Annotated in this window: 23 protein-coding genes and 1 pseudogene; 15 read left to right on the forward strand and 9 right to left on the reverse strand. The window is 36.2% G+C overall.

Annotated features, from left to right (window positions below; all coding sequences use genetic code 11):
- The first annotated feature begins 134 nt into the window (after nucleotides 1-134).
- The 6 genes from BKO01S_RS14875 to BKO01S_RS14900 all read left to right on the forward strand — a co-directional run bounded on the left by BKO01S_RS14875 (nucleotide 135) and on the right by BKO01S_RS14900 (nucleotide 2538).
- Nucleotides 135-695 (forward strand): SLAP domain-containing protein, encoded by a 561-nt coding sequence (locus BKO01S_RS14875; protein ID WP_066055579.1) that lies wholly within the window; start codon nucleotides 135-137, stop codon nucleotides 693-695.
- Nucleotides 696-726: 31 nt separating this feature from the next.
- Nucleotides 727-897 carry a Flp family type IVb pilin gene (locus BKO01S_RS14880; RefSeq protein ID WP_066055582.1) on the forward strand — a complete coding sequence of 57 codons (171 nt, stop codon included), beginning with the start codon at nucleotides 727-729 and terminating at the stop codon, nucleotides 895-897.
- 83 nt (nucleotides 898-980) lie between these two features.
- On the forward strand, nucleotides 981-1139 hold the full coding sequence (locus BKO01S_RS14885) for a Flp family type IVb pilin (protein ID WP_066055585.1): 159 nt from the start codon (nucleotides 981-983) through the stop codon (nucleotides 1137-1139).
- Nucleotides 1140-1142: 3 nt separating this feature from the next.
- A complete protein-coding gene (locus BKO01S_RS14890) occupies nucleotides 1143-1694 on the forward strand; it encodes an A24 family peptidase (RefSeq protein ID WP_066055587.1) in 552 nt (183 codons plus the stop codon).
- Nucleotides 1679-2095, forward strand: a complete 417-nt coding sequence (locus BKO01S_RS14895; RefSeq protein ID WP_066055591.1) for a TadE family protein — start codon at nucleotides 1679-1681, stop codon at nucleotides 2093-2095. The genes BKO01S_RS14890 and BKO01S_RS14895 overlap by 16 nt, the downstream gene beginning before the upstream one ends.
- Before the next feature lie 26 nt (nucleotides 2096-2121).
- A complete protein-coding gene (locus tag BKO01S_RS14900; RefSeq protein WP_066055594.1) occupies nucleotides 2122-2538 on the forward strand; it encodes a TadE/TadG family type IV pilus assembly protein in 417 nt (138 codons plus the stop codon).
- 104 nt (nucleotides 2539-2642) lie between these two features.
- On the opposite strand, the gene BKO01S_RS14905 is transcribed toward BKO01S_RS14900, so the two are convergent.
- Both BKO01S_RS14905 and BKO01S_RS25225 read right to left on the reverse strand, forming a co-directional pair.
- On the reverse strand, nucleotides 2643-3386 hold the full coding sequence (locus BKO01S_RS14905) for a hypothetical protein (RefSeq protein WP_066055597.1): 744 nt from the start codon (nucleotides 3384-3386) through the stop codon (nucleotides 2643-2645).
- Between the two features lie 55 nt (nucleotides 3387-3441).
- Entirely contained in the window at nucleotides 3442-3795 is a 354-nt protein-coding gene (locus BKO01S_RS25225) for a DUF192 domain-containing protein (RefSeq protein WP_066055600.1), read from the reverse strand.
- A 262-nt stretch (nucleotides 3796-4057) separates the two neighbouring features.
- Here BKO01S_RS25225 and BKO01S_RS14915 point away from each other — a divergent pair, with 262 nt between their 5' ends.
- Nucleotides 4058-4354 (forward strand): hypothetical protein, encoded by a 297-nt coding sequence (locus BKO01S_RS14915; protein WP_066055602.1) that lies wholly within the window; start codon nucleotides 4058-4060, stop codon nucleotides 4352-4354.
- Between the two features lie 88 nt (nucleotides 4355-4442).
- Here BKO01S_RS14915 and BKO01S_RS24420 read toward each other — a convergent pair.
- Both BKO01S_RS24420 and BKO01S_RS14925 read right to left on the reverse strand, forming a co-directional pair.
- Nucleotides 4443-4995 (reverse strand): annotated as a pseudogene (locus BKO01S_RS24420) (PH domain-containing protein).
- 162 nt (nucleotides 4996-5157) lie between these two features.
- Nucleotides 5158-5349: a hypothetical protein gene (locus BKO01S_RS14925; protein WP_232311249.1), complete on the reverse strand. Its 192-nt coding sequence runs from the start codon at nucleotides 5347-5349 to the stop codon at nucleotides 5158-5160.
- A 713-nt stretch (nucleotides 5350-6062) separates the two neighbouring features.
- Here BKO01S_RS14925 and BKO01S_RS14930 point away from each other — a divergent pair.
- From BKO01S_RS14930 to BKO01S_RS14940, 3 genes are all read left to right on the forward strand, one after another.
- Nucleotides 6063-6719: a 5-bromo-4-chloroindolyl phosphate hydrolysis family protein gene (locus BKO01S_RS14930; protein WP_066055609.1), complete on the forward strand. Its 657-nt coding sequence runs from the start codon at nucleotides 6063-6065 to the stop codon at nucleotides 6717-6719.
- A complete protein-coding gene (locus tag BKO01S_RS14935) occupies nucleotides 6716-7915 on the forward strand; it encodes a toxic anion resistance protein (RefSeq protein ID WP_066055611.1) in 1200 nt (399 codons plus the stop codon). Before BKO01S_RS14930 ends, BKO01S_RS14935 begins: the two co-directional genes overlap by 4 nt.
- Before the next feature lie 169 nt (nucleotides 7916-8084).
- The gene (locus tag BKO01S_RS14940; protein WP_066055614.1) at nucleotides 8085-8897 is read left to right on the forward strand and encodes an N-acetylmuramoyl-L-alanine amidase family protein; all 813 of its coding nucleotides are present in this window, start codon (nucleotides 8085-8087) and stop codon (nucleotides 8895-8897) included.
- A gap of 309 nt (nucleotides 8898-9206) precedes the next feature.
- Here BKO01S_RS14940 and BKO01S_RS14945 read toward each other — a convergent pair whose 3' ends face one another.
- Both BKO01S_RS14945 and BKO01S_RS14950 read right to left on the reverse strand, forming a co-directional pair.
- Complete coding sequence (locus BKO01S_RS14945) at nucleotides 9207-10019, reverse strand: hypothetical protein (RefSeq protein ID WP_157077385.1); 813 nt, start codon at nucleotides 10017-10019, stop codon at nucleotides 9207-9209.
- Nucleotides 10012-10551: a sigma-70 family RNA polymerase sigma factor gene (locus tag BKO01S_RS14950; RefSeq protein WP_232311250.1), complete on the reverse strand. Its 540-nt coding sequence runs from the start codon at nucleotides 10549-10551 to the stop codon at nucleotides 10012-10014. Before BKO01S_RS14950 ends, BKO01S_RS14945 begins: the two co-directional genes overlap by 8 nt.
- A gap of 253 nt (nucleotides 10552-10804) precedes the next feature.
- On the opposite strand from BKO01S_RS14950, the gene BKO01S_RS14955 reads away from it, so the two are divergent.
- The 5 genes from BKO01S_RS14955 (at nucleotide 10805) to BKO01S_RS14975 (ending at nucleotide 16140) form a co-directional block, all read left to right on the forward strand.
- Nucleotides 10805-11467: a hypothetical protein gene (locus tag BKO01S_RS14955; protein ID WP_066055623.1), complete on the forward strand. Its 663-nt coding sequence runs from the start codon at nucleotides 10805-10807 to the stop codon at nucleotides 11465-11467.
- A gap of 16 nt (nucleotides 11468-11483) precedes the next feature.
- Nucleotides 11484-12689 (forward strand): efflux RND transporter periplasmic adaptor subunit, encoded by a 1206-nt coding sequence (locus tag BKO01S_RS14960; protein ID WP_066055625.1) that lies wholly within the window; start codon nucleotides 11484-11486, stop codon nucleotides 12687-12689.
- A 180-nt stretch (nucleotides 12690-12869) separates the two neighbouring features.
- A complete protein-coding gene (locus tag BKO01S_RS14965; RefSeq protein WP_066055629.1) occupies nucleotides 12870-14873 on the forward strand; it encodes a penicillin-binding transpeptidase domain-containing protein in 2004 nt (667 codons plus the stop codon).
- Between the two features lie 60 nt (nucleotides 14874-14933).
- On the forward strand, nucleotides 14934-15320 hold the full coding sequence (gene gloA2, locus BKO01S_RS14970) for an SMU1112c/YaeR family gloxylase I-like metalloprotein (RefSeq protein WP_066055632.1): 387 nt from the start codon (nucleotides 14934-14936) through the stop codon (nucleotides 15318-15320).
- A gap of 61 nt (nucleotides 15321-15381) precedes the next feature.
- Nucleotides 15382-16140 (forward strand): endo alpha-1,4 polygalactosaminidase, encoded by a 759-nt coding sequence (locus BKO01S_RS14975; protein ID WP_066055635.1) that lies wholly within the window; start codon nucleotides 15382-15384, stop codon nucleotides 16138-16140.
- Nucleotides 16141-16177: 37 nt separating this feature from the next.
- On the opposite strand, the gene BKO01S_RS14980 is transcribed toward BKO01S_RS14975, so the two are convergent.
- From BKO01S_RS14980 to BKO01S_RS14990, 3 genes are read right to left on the reverse strand one after another with little or no spacing between them, the layout of a single operon-like run.
- Nucleotides 16178-16861 (reverse strand): DUF4956 domain-containing protein, encoded by a 684-nt coding sequence (locus BKO01S_RS14980; RefSeq protein WP_066055638.1) that lies wholly within the window; start codon nucleotides 16859-16861, stop codon nucleotides 16178-16180.
- 15 nt (nucleotides 16862-16876) lie between these two features.
- Nucleotides 16877-17575: a polyphosphate polymerase domain-containing protein gene (locus BKO01S_RS14985; RefSeq protein ID WP_066055641.1), complete on the reverse strand. Its 699-nt coding sequence runs from the start codon at nucleotides 17573-17575 to the stop codon at nucleotides 16877-16879.
- 10 nt (nucleotides 17576-17585) lie between these two features.
- The gene (locus tag BKO01S_RS14990) at nucleotides 17586-19304 is read right to left on the reverse strand and encodes a CotH kinase family protein (RefSeq protein ID WP_066055644.1); all 1719 of its coding nucleotides are present in this window, start codon (nucleotides 19302-19304) and stop codon (nucleotides 17586-17588) included.
- Nucleotides 19305-19313: the final 9 nt, after the last annotated feature.

The raw sequence follows: 19313 nt of genomic DNA on the forward strand, positions 1-19313 counted from the left end.
CGAAGAAAGCAGTAAACAGTGTAAAATCAGGAATTTCAAATCTGTTCCGCAAACCGAAATGGAGATAATGACAAAATAAACGGTTATGGGGAGACTAGCTATATTCCTCCCCATAGCAAAAGGTGAATGAGAAAATGTTAAAAATAAGCATAGGGTTAATGACAGTACTCCTCCTAGTAGGATGCAGTGAGAAACAGAGTCAACCTCAAGTAGAAACCAATCATGAAGTAAAGGAAGATGTAGCTCAACAAATTGGAACTGAAACAGAAGCAGTAAATGAAAATATAAAAGCAAATTTAGTAATTTTAGAGAATCAACCGCATTTTACAACTCCAGAAGCACAAAATCTACTAGCTAGTTTTATAGAAAAATATCCAACTATTGAAAAAGGAAAGGTCGATGTCATCCCAGTAGTAGCTAAAAATGAGGGTGAAACTGTGGCTGCTCTAATCTTAATTAGAAATGGATTAGATAAGTCCATTACAGCAGAAGATCTAAATGGAGCAGTTCTTAGTTTATTCAGTGTATACGGAGAAAAAACGGTGGAGAATACCTTGGATCTCATCCCAGAGCATGTAGGGGAGTTAAAAACTGGGGAGGTACGTGCTTTAAGATATGATTTTCCCAAGGATGGAATTATTGAAGATTATGATTATACCAAGGGTGTTACCGCTGAGTTAAGTGGAATGAATTAGCTTGTAATTAATAATGGGGAGGAATAGTGGAATGATTAAGTTTACTGGGTTTTTTAAAAAATTTTTAAAGGATGAAAGTGGACAATCTTTAGGTGAATATGCATTAATTTTAGGGATAATTGCTGTAGCAGCAGTAACTGTTCTAGTAGCACTAAAGGATAAACTAATTACAACTTTTACAAAAATTAAGGATGCTCTTTAAATCTTTTAATAATAAGACTATTTAATGTTACTTATGCAGGTAAGTATTATTTGTTTCATAACTTTATTAAGGAAGTGTAGTTAATGAAGAATATTAAGAACTTTTTAAAGGACGAAAGTGGACAATCATTAGGTGAATATGCATTAATACTAGGAATAATTGCAGTAGCAGCTGTTACTGTCCTAGTCGCTTTAAAAGATAAGATAGTGGAGACATTCACTGAAATCAAAGACGCGTTATAAAAAATGATCAATAGTAATATAACAACTATTATGTTCTATGAGTTGGAGTTAAAGGTTATCATTTGCATTGGTATAGTAATAGCAGGAGCAATCATTGACATTAACACCAGAAAAATCCCTAATAATCTGACTTTTAGTTTAGTTCTGACTGGGTTGATATATAACGTTATTTATAGCGGATGGTTGGGACTTTACGAAGGTTTTCTATCACTAATAGTTACCTTAGGAATATTATTAGTTCCCTATGGCCTTGGAATGTTAGGTGCTGGTGATGTGAAGTTGATGGTTGGTATTGGAGTATTAATGGGTTACAAATTTTCACTACTGAATATATTTATAGTAATTATAGTTGGAGGGGCATATTCTGCTTTTGTACTTGTTAGACAAAGAAATATAGAATATCTGATAAGTATAATAAAAGGCCTCCATATATTATTATTTACTAGAGCAATAAAAGGGTTTATGGAACATATTGAGGTAACGTCTACAACAAAATTACCTTATGGTGTACCCATAATGCTAGGGACGGTGTTAACAATTTGGTACATGTACTAAGGAATTTAAAGAACCAGAAAGGTCAGTCTGTTACTGAATTTGCTGTTATACTTCCTGTTTTCATTCTACTAGTTACAGGTGTGTTAGTAATAGGTTCCGTTATATATGCGAAGACAATCGTAGTGCTTGCGTCCTCCCAAGGGGCGAGAGTAGGAGGAGCCATATACAATGATGATACATTAACGATTGAAGAAAAAAATAACAAGGTAAAGAATACAGCTCTAACAATAGTAAGCAATGCCCTGGTTGGTGAAGATAGAGAAGTAAATATTACTCACTCCGGTAATGAGATCGAGGTTGAGGTCATATATGAGTATCATATACCTGTAGGATTAATTAGTACAATTTTTGGAAAGGGGACTATGGAAATTAAACATAGCTCATCTTATTTAATACTTTAATATTCAATCCAAAAGGAGCAGGTTATATGAGTGTAAGACAAAAGTTAATCAATGAGAGAGGCAGTATACTCAGTTTTTGGGTATTAATGCTCCCTGTATTGTTAGTTTTTGGTGGACTGGTTATAGACACAGGAATCATCAGTTTAAAAAAGTCTAATTTATCAGGTGCTGTTGATGCTGCCGCCTGGGCTGCTCTTGATTCATATGATAGGCAAGTATGGACAGATTCAAATAAGGTGGTTCTGGACAATTATCACGCTCAGCAATTGGCAAATCAATACTTATATAAAAATATGCCTGGTGCAACAGTGAGTTCAGTTAAGATAATCAATGAAAATCAAGTTGAGGTAGTTGCCACCATCCAAGTTCCCCTATACTTTTTAAAATTATTTGGTTTTAACGAGGTTACTCTAACAGATTCTTCAAAGGTACAAATTAGTTAATCTTAGAAAGGTGGATTATTGTAATTTATCTAAGAATATATGAAAAGAATTTCAAAAACTTTTTAATAGGAAGTAAGACTTGAAAAATCAGCTAAGGATTAAACTTAGCTGATTTTTGTCTTATAAAAAGTTTTATTAAACTCACTAAAATTAAACGCTTCTTTCTCTGCTCTAACTGATAGGTAAAATAAAAATAAGGCAGTTGCTTCAAACGGTAAGGTAAGCACTCCGCTTAAGGTGTAAGCTACTAAATCGTTTGCCATCCCATTCAATAGTTGTAACTTTTGGAAAATCATCTCTAATACATATCTAGTAGCTGTATAGACTAATAATAATATTAAAAGTTGGAAGAAGTGACCTTTTAATAAATATCGACTTCTGTTAAAGGAAGCTAAAGATTTTTGCTTTTCACTAGTTATAACAATTGGATATAAGTAAAACCAGATGAGGAAAAGTACCCCGGGTATAAGCAAAAGTAAAGATCCAAACAAAATCGACAAATAATATACTATAGAAGCTAGTAGAATAGCAGGAAGGGTCTTTAAAAGAACGCTAAAAGAACTTATTTGAACCTTGAAAAATGAATCTGAATTTTTTGAAAAGATTAGTACAGTAAAAGCATAATACAAAGACAAAAAAAGGTTATCAAAAAAGAAAAGAAAAGCCTGTTCTCCTCTAAATGTGTTTAATGAACTAACAATTATATTTTCAAGAAAAAACAAGAGGGGTAAAAATAAAACTAGGTAGAATACAAGCGATAGATAAGCAGATTTTCCTCTTTGAAAAGATAGTTTAAATATTTGAAAGGTTGATTTATGTTCAATATCTGAAAAGGTAATATGTTGCATTTATATTTATCCTCTTTCCTTTATCGTAGAAGTTCTTATTAGTATGGTAGGTTTATCAAGTATAAGACTCTATTTTATAAACTATTTTATCACCAATGTCTATTTGGTCTTTTAGATGAATATGTGATGGTAGTTCAATAACAGTCCGGGCATTTAGTAAAATAGGACTTAACTTCCAAGGTTTTAAATGATATACGATGTATATTACATAATTATTTTTATCTAGGAAAATACAATCGATAGGAAACTTCATAAAATATGTATGAATACTGGTACAGGGTTGAAGTATCAGAGCTTCCCCATCTGATAATGAATCTCTTCCTATGAGACCCATGAACCGAGAAATAAAAGTGTTAGCAATAGTGTATTTTGTCGAAATAACTAACTGTTTTGTTAAATTTATAATCATTTTTATTCAACTTTCTATTATAGCCTATTTAAAGGATTATACCATAATATGGGTTGGATTAACAATCTCGGTTGGATGCAGGATATGGATAATTAGTCTAGTATTTACACTTTCATTATTATTGAAAATGTAGTATCTATAAAAAAAACTTATTATAACCTTAAATTTATATTTACAAAAAACAGGAAAAACCATAATATTTAGACTTGATAATAGAAACTAAATAATTCCAATATCGTCTAATATTATGAGGTGTCGAAATATGAGATTTATTGTCTTATTGATACTGTTGTTAAGCCTAACTGCTTGTTCAAATCCAGAAGATACTTATTTTGAGGGGTACGTTACTGACCGGGATAAAAAAAGTGTTGATGTTGAACTAGTAGGGGCGACAAGTCACAATTCTAAAAACATTACAGTAAAAGTGGAGAATAGCGAAATGCTATCCCAAGTAGATGAGGGAGAAAATATATTGGTAAAGTGTAATGGAATAAATTGGTGGTCGAATCCTCCGGAAGCAGAAGCTATAACTTTGGAAACTATTAGCTTTGATGAGTAAGTTTGAAGTTGTTAAGGCCTGCACAATTTAAGTATTTTAAAGATAAATAAAAAGGAGGAGGCTCAATGAGGTCTCCTCTTTCTCATTATTAGTTGTTGATATACTTCTCAAACACATCTCCAAAGTCTTTCTCATGGTATTGTTCACGAATAACGTTAACCAGTTAAAGCCAAACTCAGTTAATTCCTTATACTGTTCAGAAAGCTTTAGTTCCTCAGTACGAGAATTTTGAAGGATTTCAACAGCCTTCTCCAGACTTTCGTTCGCTAGGCTTGTAACAACTGAGTTCTCACAAGTATTCCTAGATACGTAGTAAGGCCTTATACAAATCCTTAAGCTTCTCAATTTGATCCTTTTGAACATCTATATCAAATTGGGCATCACCTAATCGAAACTTAATCTCAACATCCATGTCAAGCTTTCCGGCCGTTTCCAACGTCACATTTGAAATCTTGTGTATATGGATAACGATATAGTGTGCGTTTTGAGGACGCAGCGCTTTGTCCATCCACATGAATCAATGCCAAATTCGTAAAACAATAATCATCTGCCTTTGTTTTGATCAAGAAGTAAATTCTTTCATTGTCCTCATGCATAATGTAATCGTCAGCATCTGTTTTGTCGTAATACTTTTGGTTCAGTAATTTTTCCGATACTTTTTATCGATTCATTCCCTTGCTTATACCTAAAACACTATTAATCTTATCTTCTGATGTAAATTTAGCCATAAAAAACACCCGTAAAGTTAGTAGATTGTCTAACTTTTACGGGGCAGTTCAAAATGGGTCTGGTTAGAAAAACTATTAAAATTTTTTCTTACCTGCTAAAAACATTAGTCCATGATAGATTAGAACAAAAGCAAATAATAGAACAGTTAGAACGCCAATAACGGTTACTAATGGGCTAAGAGGAGCCAAGAAACCGGTTACAGGGACGCGTAACAGAGAAAAACCCGCAAGGATACAAGCTAAGAATAATAACGGATAACTATTCAACATAATCCCTCCTTTCAATAGTATGTATATTCATGTAGTGGGACATATGTTAAAAAGTATCACAAAATTTTGCTGAAAAAGAGGAATAAAGAAAAGCATTAATGCATAGCTGAAGTGGGCATAGATATTTTGCACTTATAATAACTAGCGGGCGATTTATAATAGAACGATTTTTTCTAATTAGAAGGCTACATACGAAAACAATCAGTTTGTAGTATTACTTGAAGACATTGCTTGTGACCGAAAGCTAATGGCTTTTAAAATAAAGATTTTGTCTTGGGCAGTGAGCATCTTCCAGCTTTTGACCTTAATCTTCATAAGACCACTCCTTTGTATTTGTCACTTTAACCTAGGTTTCAAGTACTGTTTATTTACCACCCACCAAATATAAATAAACAACCAAAACTTCTACAAAGCCCGACAAAATTGTTAATAAAGGTGGGTGGATGATCAAATCACGTTAGAAAGTGTCCACTCCACATGGACAAAACCGGAGTGTTTGTCCACGAACGGTGTCTGTCACCCAACTTCTCGGTCTTGAGACCTAGATGCAAATACAGAGGAAGTCCATTTTGAATATAGGAGATTTCGGTTATATTGGTTATAGAGGAAATTAGGTGTCGAAGTCTAGATACACTTAAACATGAAACCTTTTTAAGAAATCGTTCGTATTACTTAACATAGAAATCCCGAGAGGTCAGGAGTCGATTATAGTGAACTTCTTAATTGCATTGATAATATTTTTCTTCATCTCCATTCCAGCGGCCATTACTACGTGGCTCGTTAGCTTTTTCGGCCTAAACTTTGGCTTTTTATCAGCATCAGGAATCTCACTTGCTGCAGGTATCGTAGCCTTTTTAATCACTAATGGAATCGTAAAGGCAAAAACATTCAAAAGGTACAACATCTCACGTAAAGAGTATGTATACATTAAAAAGAACCTAAAGGAAGCAAAGCCTAAACTCCAACGGTTAAGAAAAGCATTCTTCCAAGTAAGGGATGTGGCAGCTTTTAAGCAACAGCTTGATACGCTTCGAGTAGCAAATAAGATTTATTCGATTACAAAAAAAGAACCAAAGCGCTTCTACCAAGCGGAACCGTTCTATTATTCACACTTAGATTCAATGGTTGAGCTTGCAGAAAAATACGCTTTTCTGTCCAACCAGCCAAAAAAGAACTCTGAATTACTCATTTCTCTTCAAGATACAAAAAGCACTCTTCGAGACCTTTCACATGTAATTGAAGAGGATTTAAACCAAGTCCTATCGAATGATATAGATAAACTGAACTTCGAGTTAGATGTAGTAAAAAAGATTACCCTCAAACCGAAGGATCTAGACCCGAATGAAGAAAGTAGGAGAATTAAATGACAGATCGTAACACAGAGCCGCAATTGCAAAGAGCAGCATCTAGCAGCAATATGTTAGACGATTTGCTCGGAAACCCATTTGCTGATCCAATATCAGCACAGGACCAACCTATTCTAGCTACCCAACAAACAGATAAGCCGTTAAAACTTATTGATGTCATCCCACCGGAGAATAGGGAAAAGGCATTTCAGTTAGCCCAACAAATTGATCCGAAAAATCATCAAGCCATCATCACGTACGGAACACAAGCGCAATCAAAGTTGATGACTTTTTCGAATTCGATGATTGAGCATGTGAAAAAGGAAGACATTGGGGAAGTGGGCGAAATTCTCTCTGACCTCATGAAAAAGTTCAATGAGGTAAATCCTGACGAACTCAAACAGGAAAAACGCTCGATGTTTTCAAAGATGTTTGGAAAGATAACTAATTCTCTTCAAGAAGTTCTATCTAAGTATCAAAAAACTGGTGCTCAAATTGACCGTATCAGTGTGAAGCTAGAGCGCTCAAAAAATACACTCATGAGTGATGTCGTGTTTCTTGAAAAACTCTACGAACACAATAAAGAATACTTCCATGCGCTAAATGTATATATTGCAGCAGGGGAATTAAAGCTCGATGAACTGAACCAATCTACCATTCCAAAGCTAAAACAAAAGGCCGAACAGACTCAAGATCAAATGGCATTCCAAGAAGTCAATGACATGATGCAATTTGCTGACCGCCTAGACAAGCGTATCTATGATTTAAAGCTAAGTCGTGAAATAACGGTACAAAGTGCACCACAAATTCGCTTGATTCAAAACACAAACCAAGCATTGATTGAAAAAATCCAGTCTTCTATTATGACTGCTATCCCATTATGGAAAAACCAAGTGGCCATTGCACTCACTCTTATCCGGCAACGAAATGCGGTAGAAGCTCAAAAGCAAGTTTCAAAAACAACAAACGAGCTATTACTCAAAAATGCTGAGATGTTAAAAACAAACACCATTGAAACAGCAAAAGAAAATGAACGTGGCCTAGTTGATATTGAGACGCTTAAGAAAACTCAAGAAAACCTTATCCAAACACTTGAGGAAACCATCCGTATCCAGCAAGAAGGTCGAGTCAAACGCCGTCAAGCCGAGCATGAACTAGCGCAAATGGAAGATGAACTGAAACAAAAGCTTCTTGATTGGGGCACAAACCCCCGCTAATAATGCGGTTAACAGAATAAAGCATAAAAAAGAGTCCTTTTTAGGGCTCTTTTAGTTTGACACTAGAGGTACAACGAAGTAATAAGGCAATAAATAAATCCGCAATCGTCTAGTTTCACTCCTTAAGGAAATAGGGAATAGAAAAAATAAAACCTAAGGGGGAGATGAAGTGGTTAAGATATTTATTGATCCTGGACATGGTGGTACAGATTCTGGTGCTGTGGGAAATGGAATACAAGAAAAGAATATTACTCTACAAATTGCATCTGCAATACAATCAATTTTAATTAATGAATACTCGAATGTAGAAGTGCGAATGAGTCGGACAGGTGACGAAACGGTTTCATTAAACCAACGAACCAATATGGCAAATGCTTGGGGAGCAGATTTTTTTCTCTCCATCCATATTAATTCAGGTGGGGGTAGAGGGTATGAGGATTTTATTCATAGTAATTTATCATCAGCCTCTAGAACTGCTCAAATTCAGCGTACGATTCATCTAGAAGTTATTACAAAGATTGATATGGTGGATCGTGGGTCGAAAAAAGCAGATTTTCATGTATTAAGAGAGAGTAATATGGATGCTGTTCTTACGGAAAATGGGTTTATAGATAATGCGGAGGATGCTTCAAAAATGAAAAATCCTGCGTGGGTTAACAGTGTAGCTAGAGCTCATGTGGTTGGCGTAGAAAAGGCTTTTAATCTACAAAGGAAATTGCAAGTTCAAAGTCAAAGTACACCCTATAAAGTGATTATTCCAAACCTTGCTTTTTGGCAAGCAAGAGCATTAGTGGCTGAATTTGAACAAAGAGGTTTCAGAGCTCAAGGAGTAGCACTAAAAATATATGGTCCAAATGAAAGGGCTGCAGCAGGAGATCCATATATGTTAGTCATTGATACAGACTTTGAAAATGCAAAACAGCTTGTTATTGAATTAAAAACAAGAGGATATTCCAGAACATATGGAGAGAAAATTTTATAAATCCATGAGCTCAAAAGATTATGTTTATAGAAATGATAAAAGGGGTATATAAACATTAAAAATCCATGGAAGTGATACTATGCACGCTAAAAGTAATTTCTTTGAGGGTTCTCATTGGATTGTGTTAATTAGTATTCCATTGTGGTTATCTATATTTGGTTGGATAAAAATTATTAAAGGGTTTTTTATTAATTTTTTTTGATTGTACAGAAGTTAAACTTCAGAGGATTTTTAAGAACAATGAACGATTATCCCTTTAAGGTTTTCCTTGGGAAGAAGAGCCCTTAAGGGAAATGGGGCTCTTTACTCTTATTTAGAATCCGTTTTTTCAGTGCCATCTTGAAAACGATGAAAAACATCAATGTAATGATCGGCAGGGTCATGATATGCGACTGAAATTGTATGTGTCTTATTACTATCCCAGCGAATAAATAATTGAAGCTTAAGCTTTCCATTAATTAATCCCTCGGAATCAATATGGTCTTCACCTTGTGAAATAAAGGAGTAGTCAGTGGCGGTGCCGATGTCATAACGCCACAGTTCCGTTTGGTCGCCTACACTTGGAGTACCAAGGAGAGAGTATACCTGTTCTGTTGTCATGCCAATTGATAAATTCTCCTTTAAAAAGTTAAGAGTTACCTCTTCCTTCTCCACTTGCGTAACAGGAGCCTCTTGTTTGACTTCTTCGGGAGCCTTTTCTGTAACATCCTTGGTTTTATCCTGTATAATAGGGGTATTTTGTATGATTTCTTCTTCCGGTGTGATATCAAAATCATCCGAAATTATTGAAGTACTATCAGGGTTCTCTTTTTCCACCGCCTGATTACTGTTAACACTAGTATCTGTGAAAGGCTGTTTATCCGTATCAACTAGTACTTGTTCACCAAGTTCTCGGCTAGTATCGATTTGTGGTTCTCCGATTATTATATACATAATGATAAAAGCCAAGGAAGTTATCCCTGCAGCAGAGAGGATCTTAGGTAACAAGCTTTTTTTCTCTATTTTTTCGGTATTCTGAATAGCATTCATAATCTTTAATTTATCTTCCATGGTAAATACTTCACTTGGTGAAATATAAAGATCAATCCCTTTTCTGATCTCCTTTTTGTTCACCTTACTCACTCCAATCACCTTCTGATATAGAAAGTTTAAGTTTTTCTCTGCCCCTGTGAAGCCTCATTTTTACAACAGACTCCTTTACATCTAGTAATTCACTTATTTCTTTTATAGTTAATTCTTTATAATAAAATAGAATGATTGCTTCTCGTAATTTTAATGGGAGTAGGAATACACGTTGTATTAATTCCTGTGATTCATCTTTAAATATGATTGTTGATTCAGGTGTTTTAGGGGTGCTTTGTAAAATTGGGAAGCGATCAGTCAATAAAACCTTCTTGAAGTTCCAACTTTTCAAATAATCCTTACATCGATTAATTGCAATTGAATAGATCCAACTTTTTATAGTGGAGTTGCCTTTAAATGAATCAAGGTTTTTATAAACAGAAATAAATACATCCTGTGTTAAATCTTCAGTGACTGACCAATTTTTGCTGTAGGTAAATATTAATCGTTTAATCTCCTCTCCATATAAGTCTAAAATCTGTTCAATATTGTATTGTTCTTTGTTGGTAAGCACTCTGTCGTATTTAACCACAATTACCCCCCTTTTTATTTTCTATATATTAGACGAAGTTGGTAATATTTAGGTAACAATAAGTTATGAATTTATCAAACTATGCTTAAACGATAAAATACTAACCAAATTTCGAACAATTATCATCTTTCCATTTTGACTACCACACGTCGGAAGTGGTCTATTTTTGTCGATTCCGTTTCCAAAAAATATCAAATCAAGTAAAATAAAATGTAGGATTAACAGAATATCTGCCAAATATTGGAGGAAAAACATGATCTATCGTGTACAGTTGTTCCGCGGATTAAAAGACCCATACATCATTGGACACCAATTGACAAAAGCTGAGAAAATAGAAGGAACCTGGAAGTATACGATCATCCTAACCTTCGCGAGTTTCCTGCTCTACTCCATTAGTGCATACCTAGGTATAGGAAGTGAAATGTTATCAAATCAAATCTATCTGTTAACTCCTTCAGAATATGAAGCCACCAAACTATTGTTTGCGGCTGGACAAGTATTAGTAGGGGTTCTAGGAACAATACTATTCATTTTTTTTCCAGCGCTCATTTTCTGGCTCTTTTCAGATACTGACTATATAAAATATGTAAATATCCAACTGATCATCACGACCATAATCCTCTTAGAAAAAGCAATCGGTATCCTATTCCACTTCTATCTAGGACTTGACTCAGTGTCACTTCCATACTCGTTAGGAGTTATTGCTCAGTATATAACAGATTATCGTTATATCATCCTATTTTTAGCTCAGATCACCTTTTTTCAAATTTGGGTCATCGCACTTCAGTATACATATGTAAAATCCAACATGAACCGAAACAACAAAATCGTCTTAGCCATTGTTATAACAACAAACGCCTTTATCTGGCTTGTATTGGCACTTTTCTCTTACGTCGATTTTGAAAAAATACTATAAAGGAGTTGCTAGATTTATGAACTGGAAAAAGTGGACAGTCATCGTTGTTAGCACTCTATTTATGATCGGCAATCTCTATCTTATTTACAAAAAGGATAGCGAAATCAAGAGGCTTAGCTTCGTAGATACATGGACAACCGTTAGAGAGCAGAACCTAGTTGAATCACAAACCGATGCTGGTTTGATTACCCCAATAGAAGAGGAATACATCTACTATGGGGAAAATACAGGGGACTTAAAAGCATTTCTAGTAAAAGAAGGGGACCGGGTGGAAGAAAATACTCCCATCCTAGAGCTTTCCTCTGTAGATATTGATGCGGCCATCGCTCAAAGGGAACTAGAAATATCAAGGCTTGAAGATGATATAGAAGCTCTTGAAGACAATATCGACAGTTTAGATGACCTATTAAGTGATATAGAAAGTTCAACAACAGATGAAAATCAGTCATCAAACACGATTATGGCCAACTCACTCGAAATTGAAATCTATGAAAAAGAATTACAGGTAAGTAGACTAGAAGCTGAACTTGACAAGCAGGAAACTGCACTTGCCAGTATGGACGAGAGCTTATCCAGCCTGACGATTAACAGCAAAATAGCTGGAATCGTCAAAGAGATTCGTCATGATTTAAATAACCCGATTGTTACCATTACATCAAACGACATACAGGTAGAAGCGACTCTAACAGAAAAAGAGATTCCAACCCTTGAGGAGGGAATGAAGGTAGTAATATCGTCAAGTCTTCATAAAGACAAATTGGAAGGAACGATATCAACTATCTCCACCCTTCCAAAAACTGAACCAAAGGAAAAAAAGGAAACTCTTTATTCCTATACAATCCAATTAAATGAGCAGCCTAGCTCATCTATTCCTCACGGTTCAAACGTGGACTTAAAGATAATCACAAATGAAATAAACGATGCTTTGACCGTATTGGCTAAATCGATAAAGCAAAAGGGAGTAAAGTCCTACTTGTATGTCATGAAGGCAAACGGGACCATTGAACGTCGCCAAATTGAAACAGGGTTACAACTCAATCATGTAAGAGAAATTAAAGCAAATGCTGAAGAGGGCGAAAAAGTGGTTCTCGCAGCGAACACACTTAGAAACAAAACAAAGTTCTACACCTCATTTAAACCGGAGAAACTAAAGAAAAAGGACTTTAGGAAGATGGGGAAGAGACAAGCATTAAAAACAGCACTAAAGGGCTTTGTTAGTTAATCTATGGGGAAGCTTAGCTTCCCCAAAAATGTATCCCCGTACAGTTCTACGCCTATCCTATTCATCAACTACAACCCACAACCCAAATTCCCATGGATCGAATAAAGAAATTTGCTCCCTTCAAGTAGAGTTTACAGGAATATGGTAAAATAGAACAATGAGGTTTAAAGGAGGAGAATCATGAAAAAGTCCCTATGGCTCTTCATCATTTTCGTACTATTTATCCTAACGAGCTGTAATAAGGAGCCACAGCCGGAGGATCGATTTTCGACGTATGTAAAGCTTTGGAATGATCAAAAATTTGAGGAAATGTATAGCTACCTATCCGACAAAGCGAAGGACAGCATCAAAAAGGATGAGTTTGTCGAACGATATAAGAAAATATACAACGACCTTGGCATAACAAACCTAAAAGTAACTTATGAAAAACCAGCAGAAGAAAAGGAACGTGACAAAAAGGTAACAGAAGCTAGTCTTCCATTTGCTGTTAGTATGGACAGCATTGCTGGAGAAATTTCCTTTGAACATGATGCCAGGTTAACAAAGGAAGAGAGAGAAGATAACACCAACTGGTACCTTAACTGGGATACTACATATATTTTTCCAGATCTAAAGGAAGGCAACAAGGTGGGAATCAACACGACCACACCAAAACGTGGAGATATACTAGATCGTAACGGACTAGAGCTTGCAACAACAGGAACTGCACTCGAGATGGGGATCGTTCCTAAGGAGATCGAAGGACAGGAGGCAGCTGTGATTGAACAGCTTTCAGCAGTTCTGGGGATGTCGAAAGAAAGCATTGAAAAAGCTTTGAATGCAAGCTGGGTTAAGCCCGATTATTTTGTACCACTAAAAACAATTTCGGAGGCTAATACTGAACTTAGAGCGCAACTTGGTCAAATCCCAGGGGTCCAGAGAAAAACCGTCGAAGCGCGCGTATATCCATTCGGTGAAGCAGCTGCCCATCTGATTGGCTACGTAGGAGCTATTACCGCAGAGGAACTGGAAAAGCAAGAGCCAGGAACATACTCTTCGAATGATGTGATCGGAAAAAGAGGACTTGAACAGGTACTTGAAAAGCGTCTAAAAGGGGAGTCAGGAGTACAGATTCTGATTCAAAAAGAAGATGGAACAGAAACAGTATTAGCTGAAAAGCCTGTCAAAGAAGGAGAAAATGTAAAGCTAACGATTGATGGGGCAGTTCAAAAGGATATGCATATAGAACTCCAAGGAGAGGCGGGAATGGGTACTGCTGTTCATCCAACAACTGGAGAAACACTCGCACTTGTAAGTAGTCCGAGCTTTGACCCTAACAAACTTTCCCTTGGAGCAACAGCAGCTGACTGGAAAGCGCTAGAGGAAGATCCAAAACAGCCGTTGCTTAATCGTTTTAAAGCAAATTATGCACCGGGATCTGTCATTAAACCAATTACTGCTGCCATTGCCCTTCAAGCAGGAACAACCGATTGGGAAAAAACCATGCAGCTAAGTGGCAAGCAATGGCAAAAGGACTCCTCATGGGGTAGCTATTATGTGACAAGAGTGACGGATCCAAATGCACCAGTTAATTTAGCTGATGCACTTCTTTATTCGGATAATGTATACTTTGCCCAAACAGCACTGGATCTTGGAAAAGAACCATTCGAACAAGGCTTAAAGGCATATGGGTTTGAAGAAGAATCAGATTTCCTGTTTCCGCTAGAAATGTCCACTTTTGGTGACATGAGTTCAGAAGTCACACTAGCGGACTCAGGGTACGGCCAAGGTCAAGTCGAAATGAGTGTTCTTCACCTAGCAAGTACGTACACCATGCTAATGAACAACGGAAATATGATTAAGCCAACCCTTCTACTAGATGATGAAGATAGTCAGGTGTGGAAGCCAGGTCTCCTCGACGAAGAAAATGTAACAAGGTTAAATGAAGCATTAAAGCAAGTAGTAGAACATCCAAGAGGTACAGCAAATGCTGCCAAGATGGAAGGCTTCCCTTTAGCAGGGAAAACAGGAACAGCTGAATTTAAAGAAAAGCAAAACCAAGCAGGCAAAGAAAACGGCTGGTTCGTAGCCTATAACACTGATAATCCTAGTCTTCTCGTTGCGATGATGATTGAAAATGTAGAAGGTAGAGGTGGCTCGAAGGTAGTTGTGGAGAAGGTTAAACGAGTGTTTCAAACAGAATAGGCGTACACGGCCCCTCTGATAAAGGAGGGGTCAAAATTTTTTGAAAAGGAAGGGTAGAATATGAAGTTAATCAAAATTCACCATATTGCTATTATTTGCAGTAATTATGAGAAATCAAAGGCATTCTATACTGATATACTAGGGCTTACACCGAAGAATGAGGTATACCGAAAAGAAAGAGACTCTTATAAGCTGGACCTTGAGGTAAATGGACAATACCAAATTGAATTGTTTTCATTCCCAAACCCACCAAATAGACCGAGTTTTCCAGAGGCTGCTGGGCTACGACATCTCGCTTTTGAGGTGGAAAGGATAGAAGAAGTAGTAGAGGAGTTAAAAATGAAAAAAATAGAGGTAGAACCGGTAAGAATCGACGAGTTTACAAATAAGAAATTCACCTTCTTCTCGGACCCTGATGGGTTACCAATTGAATTATATGAAAGTTAAGAGGTGGTTGATTATCCTCATATCTGTAATGGTGCTACTTCTAACGGGAGGACTTCTTTGGATGTTTTACTACGGACCTATGTTTAAAATAAAATCCTTCCAAATATATTATGATACAATTAGTGACCAAAAGCGGCTAGAGCTACTAAAGAGTGATGCAGTTATTTTAGAACCTACCGCAATCACTGAAAAGGATATTTCAGTATTAAAAGAAGAAAAAGTAAAAATATTTGGGTATGTTTCCCTAATGCAGCTCGAAAATTGGAATGATGAGTTGAAGGAACATATAAGAGATACAGATTATGCAATCCTTGAAGGCAAAAGAATTCATATTAAGGACTATGATACATACGTTATGGACTTACGTGAAGGTCATTATCGTGACGCATTGCTTTGGAAGATAAAGGAGTATATTGCTGACCAAAAGCTAGATGGCATATTTTTTGATACAGTAGATGATTTGGACTACTACTTTCATAATGATCAAAAGACTCAACGGGAAATGAGAGAAAGTTACCGGATCCTCCTAGAGGATATCAAAAAGAACTATCCCAAACTGCTAATCATTCAAAACCGAGGATTTGAAACGTATCAAGCAGCATCACGTTCCAACATTGACGGGTTACTTTGGGAAGGGTTTAAAGCAGAAGATACTCAGCACAGTGACTGGGCGAAGAAGTGGTTACAATATGTAAGGAAGGAACAACGTTGGGGAAGGGTGCGTGTGCTTACCGTCGTTTCCGATCAAGAAAGCTATGATCTAAGTGAAAAAGTGGAGTTTCCCGCCTTTTTAAGAAAAGGAGATACCTATCAGGACTAAAAAAAGCAAACCCGAGTAACTATCCGGGTTTGCTTTTTTAAACGGCATAATCTCCGTTGTATTGAACGAGGGAAACATCTTGTACACCTTCAATATCATTTAATGTATTCATAAATGCAGTATTATCTACTTTTAAGCGTACCTCAGCAGTAAATTCAACCGTATTTCTACGAATAATCTTCGATTTAAGTGTATAGTTGATCTTCTGTAATTCTCTCCGAACCTCGTCGTGAGCTCCTTCTTCATAGTGGATGACTAGTAGGTAGAAGGTGTCAATGCTCTTTTTCTTAGATAAGGCAATCACAATCCCACCAACAATTAAGGCTCCTAACAGAGTAAGTAAATATAGTCCAGCTCCACTAGAAATTCCGGCAGTGATAGCCCAAAACATAAACACAACATCTAAAGGATCCTTAATGGCTGTACGAAAACGGACAATACTCAAGGCACCGACCATCCCTAGGGAAAGAACCACGTTGGTACTAATCGTCATAATGACAAGGGAAGTAATCATCGTCATAAGAATGAGAGTCATATTAAAGGAAGGGCTATAGAGTACTCCTTTATAGGTGTATTTATAAATCGCATATATAAAAGCACCTGCCATAAAGGCGGTTAGAAGTCCCAGTAAAATATCGGTAGCCGATAAATTTCCAAACATCGTATTGTTTAGAAAGCTATTTTTTAGCACATCATTAAAATTCGTTACATTATTCTCCAAGCTTAATTTCTCCTTTTATAAGCCGTGGTATTGAATAGCAGCCATTCGACATAACACGTACTTGGATATAGCTGACCTTTGATGGGAGTCTAGCTGAATCAGTTGTCTAATATAATCAGGTAAAAACTCATCATACTTTACCTCAAGAACCATTTTCGGAAATTCCAGCACTTCTTCTGATACATGGTAATCACCAAATAAATCAATAGAATTCGTAACAAAGCTCAATTCCTTGTCAAAGGTAATACGAACATTCCCGATGGGGCTGACATATGCCTCACGAACATAATTGACTATAACCCTAGGTCGCATCGTTTCACTATTTAAGTAATGATAGAATTCTTTGTAGATAGGCTTGTCCTTTTCTTTCAAAAACAAGTAGTCATAATTCAATATTTTCTCATACTCATCCTTCGTTATCGATGCAGAGGTTTTTAAGATATACTCTCCTTGACGGCTTTTCTTTTCTAGCTTTATTACTTCGTCTGAATGGTTATAAATACGAATGCGAAATTTCTTTCGTCTAAATATCCCATTGTTTTTTTGAAATAGATCGTGATCATATACATTATCAAAGTACAGGCTACTTATCAGGTAGCCTTGCTGATCGATAGAGTTGTTATCTTGCTTTAATATGAGAGCCAGTTTTCTGCGTAATAGGTGGTAATCATGAATGGTTATATAGTATTTTAATTCGTGTCTGAACTTTTTCATCCTTTACTCCTTAAGGAATAATGATTTCTTGTACACCCCAATGAACACGTTTTTCGTTATCCCTATAATAATCGAAGGGAATTTGCTCATGTCCATTTCCATCCTCGACTAAAACTCTCCAATAATAACGTCCAGATGGCAGTGGATCCAATTCAAAGCTAAAATTCTTTGCATTACTAACATCGGTAATACTATGTTTAAAGTCCGGGTCCGAGCTTAATTGGAAGTGATAAGTAAGTGAATCTCCCTGTAGGTCATGTGAAACGTCCCAAGCAAAGGTGTCCTGGTCATTTTTACGCTCATAATGTAGAAAGATTGGCATAGGTCTTTCTATTGACTCATAATAAAGATCCTTATTTCTTGTTGTTATCGTTTCAAGTCTCTTATAGAATGTGTCATATTGATTGGCTTCTATCTTTAAATAAGTTAAGTCAGGTTTATTTAAAACAAATGCTTTTACAAGAGGATAGTATTGATCAATCATGCCTTTTGTTGTTTCCTCATTCACAATACCAGAAATTTCTTCAATCTTTGCTGTTAGCTTTTCAACATTTTGAGGATCACGAAGGTATCTCTTGTGTAATACAGTTCCCCAGTATCTTTGAATACCAAGCTGCCAGTCTGGGAGTGAACTAGTCATCTCCAAATCTCTTCCAAGAGCTTTATCAAAATCCCAAGGAATGAAGTACCATTTATCTGAATTCAAAGGGCTGTAAAGATAATAGTTGGTTGACATCGTGTCGTAATTTCCGAACATGATATTCAAAGCAAGCCATGTTAGATAGTTATCTTCATTAAAATAAGTCTTAAATACTTGATCAAATGGTTTGGAAACATCGTTAACATCCTCTAGCATCGTTAATAACTCTTCGTGATTCTCGCTACCATTAATTTTAAGAATCGATTCAAATACTTTTTTTTCATAAGTTGCATCATCTGATAGCTTTAATTGTTCTGGATATCGGTAGAACTCGAAGTTCTCAGCTTTATACAGATGTCCATCTGGATTTAATCCACGGGCAGCAAGTGCTTCATCATTTAATTGCTCAATATGTGTGTAAAGACCGTAATCCACAAATTCTTTGTCTGAACTTGAATTGGTTAGATCCTTTACATGAAGTTGAACAAAATCCGTTCGAAGACTAATGGTGTTAGGAATTTTTTTAAAATAGTCAAAAGCAAGCTTGTTACGGACTCGAGTTTGATCATCCGCATGCTTGTTTAAGTTAATAACTTTTTGTCCATACCATAAACCTCCATTGTCTTGAAGGCGTATTTTATAGGACTTTTGAGCTTCTAAGCGACTGGATCGTCCCCGCAGCTCTATCGTTGCATTAGGTACATCACTACCGGCAGATAGAAAGCCATTATCACTAGGGCCATCTTCAGTTCCGGATTGAAAAAGGATATCTAAGTTCGGTCCAGAATCCAGATTGCTATATTCCTTATAGGACTCATTCAAGTCATAAAAAGAAATGTCATTTCCCGGAACGGTTCCTTGATCAAATATCGTAATATAAACATGTTTGAGCTCTAGATTATGTCCATCGTATACTCGCTTGTCCTCAATCAGTGGCTCGCTTGGATCATCATTCACCTGTTCTGTATCCGGAATGGGTAAAGCTTCTTTCTTAGCTATTGAGGTCTCCTGGAAGCCTTTTATAATTAGAAGGCTCACAAATAGGACAATAGCAACAATTGAGGTCTTAAAATAAGGTGGTAATCTCAATGTTTCTCC

Origin of the sequence: Robertmurraya korlensis NBRC 107688, assembly GCF_001591645.1 — a bacterium.
GTDB lineage: Bacteria > Bacillota > Bacilli > Bacillales > Cytobacillaceae > Robertmurraya_A.

Coding starts and splice junctions, on each gene's coding strand:
- BKO01S_RS14900 (WP_066055594.1), top strand. CDS start 2,122: ATGAGTGTAAGACAAAAGTTAATCAATGAGAGAGGCAGTATACTCAGT.
- gloA2 (WP_066055632.1), top strand. CDS start 14,934: ATGAAGTTAATCAAAATTCACCATATTGCTATTATTTGCAGTAATTAT.
- BKO01S_RS14905 (WP_066055597.1), bottom strand. CDS start 3,386: ATGCAACATATTACCTTTTCAGATATTGAACATAAATCAACCTTTCAA.
- BKO01S_RS14885 (WP_066055585.1), top strand. CDS start 981: ATGAAGAATATTAAGAACTTTTTAAAGGACGAAAGTGGACAATCATTA.
- BKO01S_RS14915 (WP_066055602.1), top strand. CDS start 4,058: ATGAGATTTATTGTCTTATTGATACTGTTGTTAAGCCTAACTGCTTGT.
- BKO01S_RS14955 (WP_066055623.1), top strand. CDS start 10,805: ATGATCTATCGTGTACAGTTGTTCCGCGGATTAAAAGACCCATACATC.
- BKO01S_RS14880 (WP_066055582.1), top strand. CDS start 727: ATGATTAAGTTTACTGGGTTTTTTAAAAAATTTTTAAAGGATGAAAGT.
- BKO01S_RS14985 (WP_066055641.1), bottom strand. CDS start 17,575: ATGAAAAAGTTCAGACACGAATTAAAATACTATATAACCATTCATGAT.
- BKO01S_RS14875 (WP_066055579.1), top strand. CDS start 135: ATGTTAAAAATAAGCATAGGGTTAATGACAGTACTCCTCCTAGTAGGA.
- BKO01S_RS25225 (WP_066055600.1), bottom strand. CDS start 3,795: ATGATTATAAATTTAACAAAACAGTTAGTTATTTCGACAAAATACACT.
- BKO01S_RS14965 (WP_066055629.1), top strand. CDS start 12,870: ATGAAAAAGTCCCTATGGCTCTTCATCATTTTCGTACTATTTATCCTA.
- BKO01S_RS14975 (WP_066055635.1), top strand. CDS start 15,382: ATGTTTTACTACGGACCTATGTTTAAAATAAAATCCTTCCAAATATAT.
- BKO01S_RS14960 (WP_066055625.1), top strand. CDS start 11,484: ATGAACTGGAAAAAGTGGACAGTCATCGTTGTTAGCACTCTATTTATG.
- BKO01S_RS14890 (WP_066055587.1), top strand. CDS start 1,143: ATGATCAATAGTAATATAACAACTATTATGTTCTATGAGTTGGAGTTA.
- BKO01S_RS14935 (WP_066055611.1), top strand. CDS start 6,716: ATGACAGATCGTAACACAGAGCCGCAATTGCAAAGAGCAGCATCTAGC.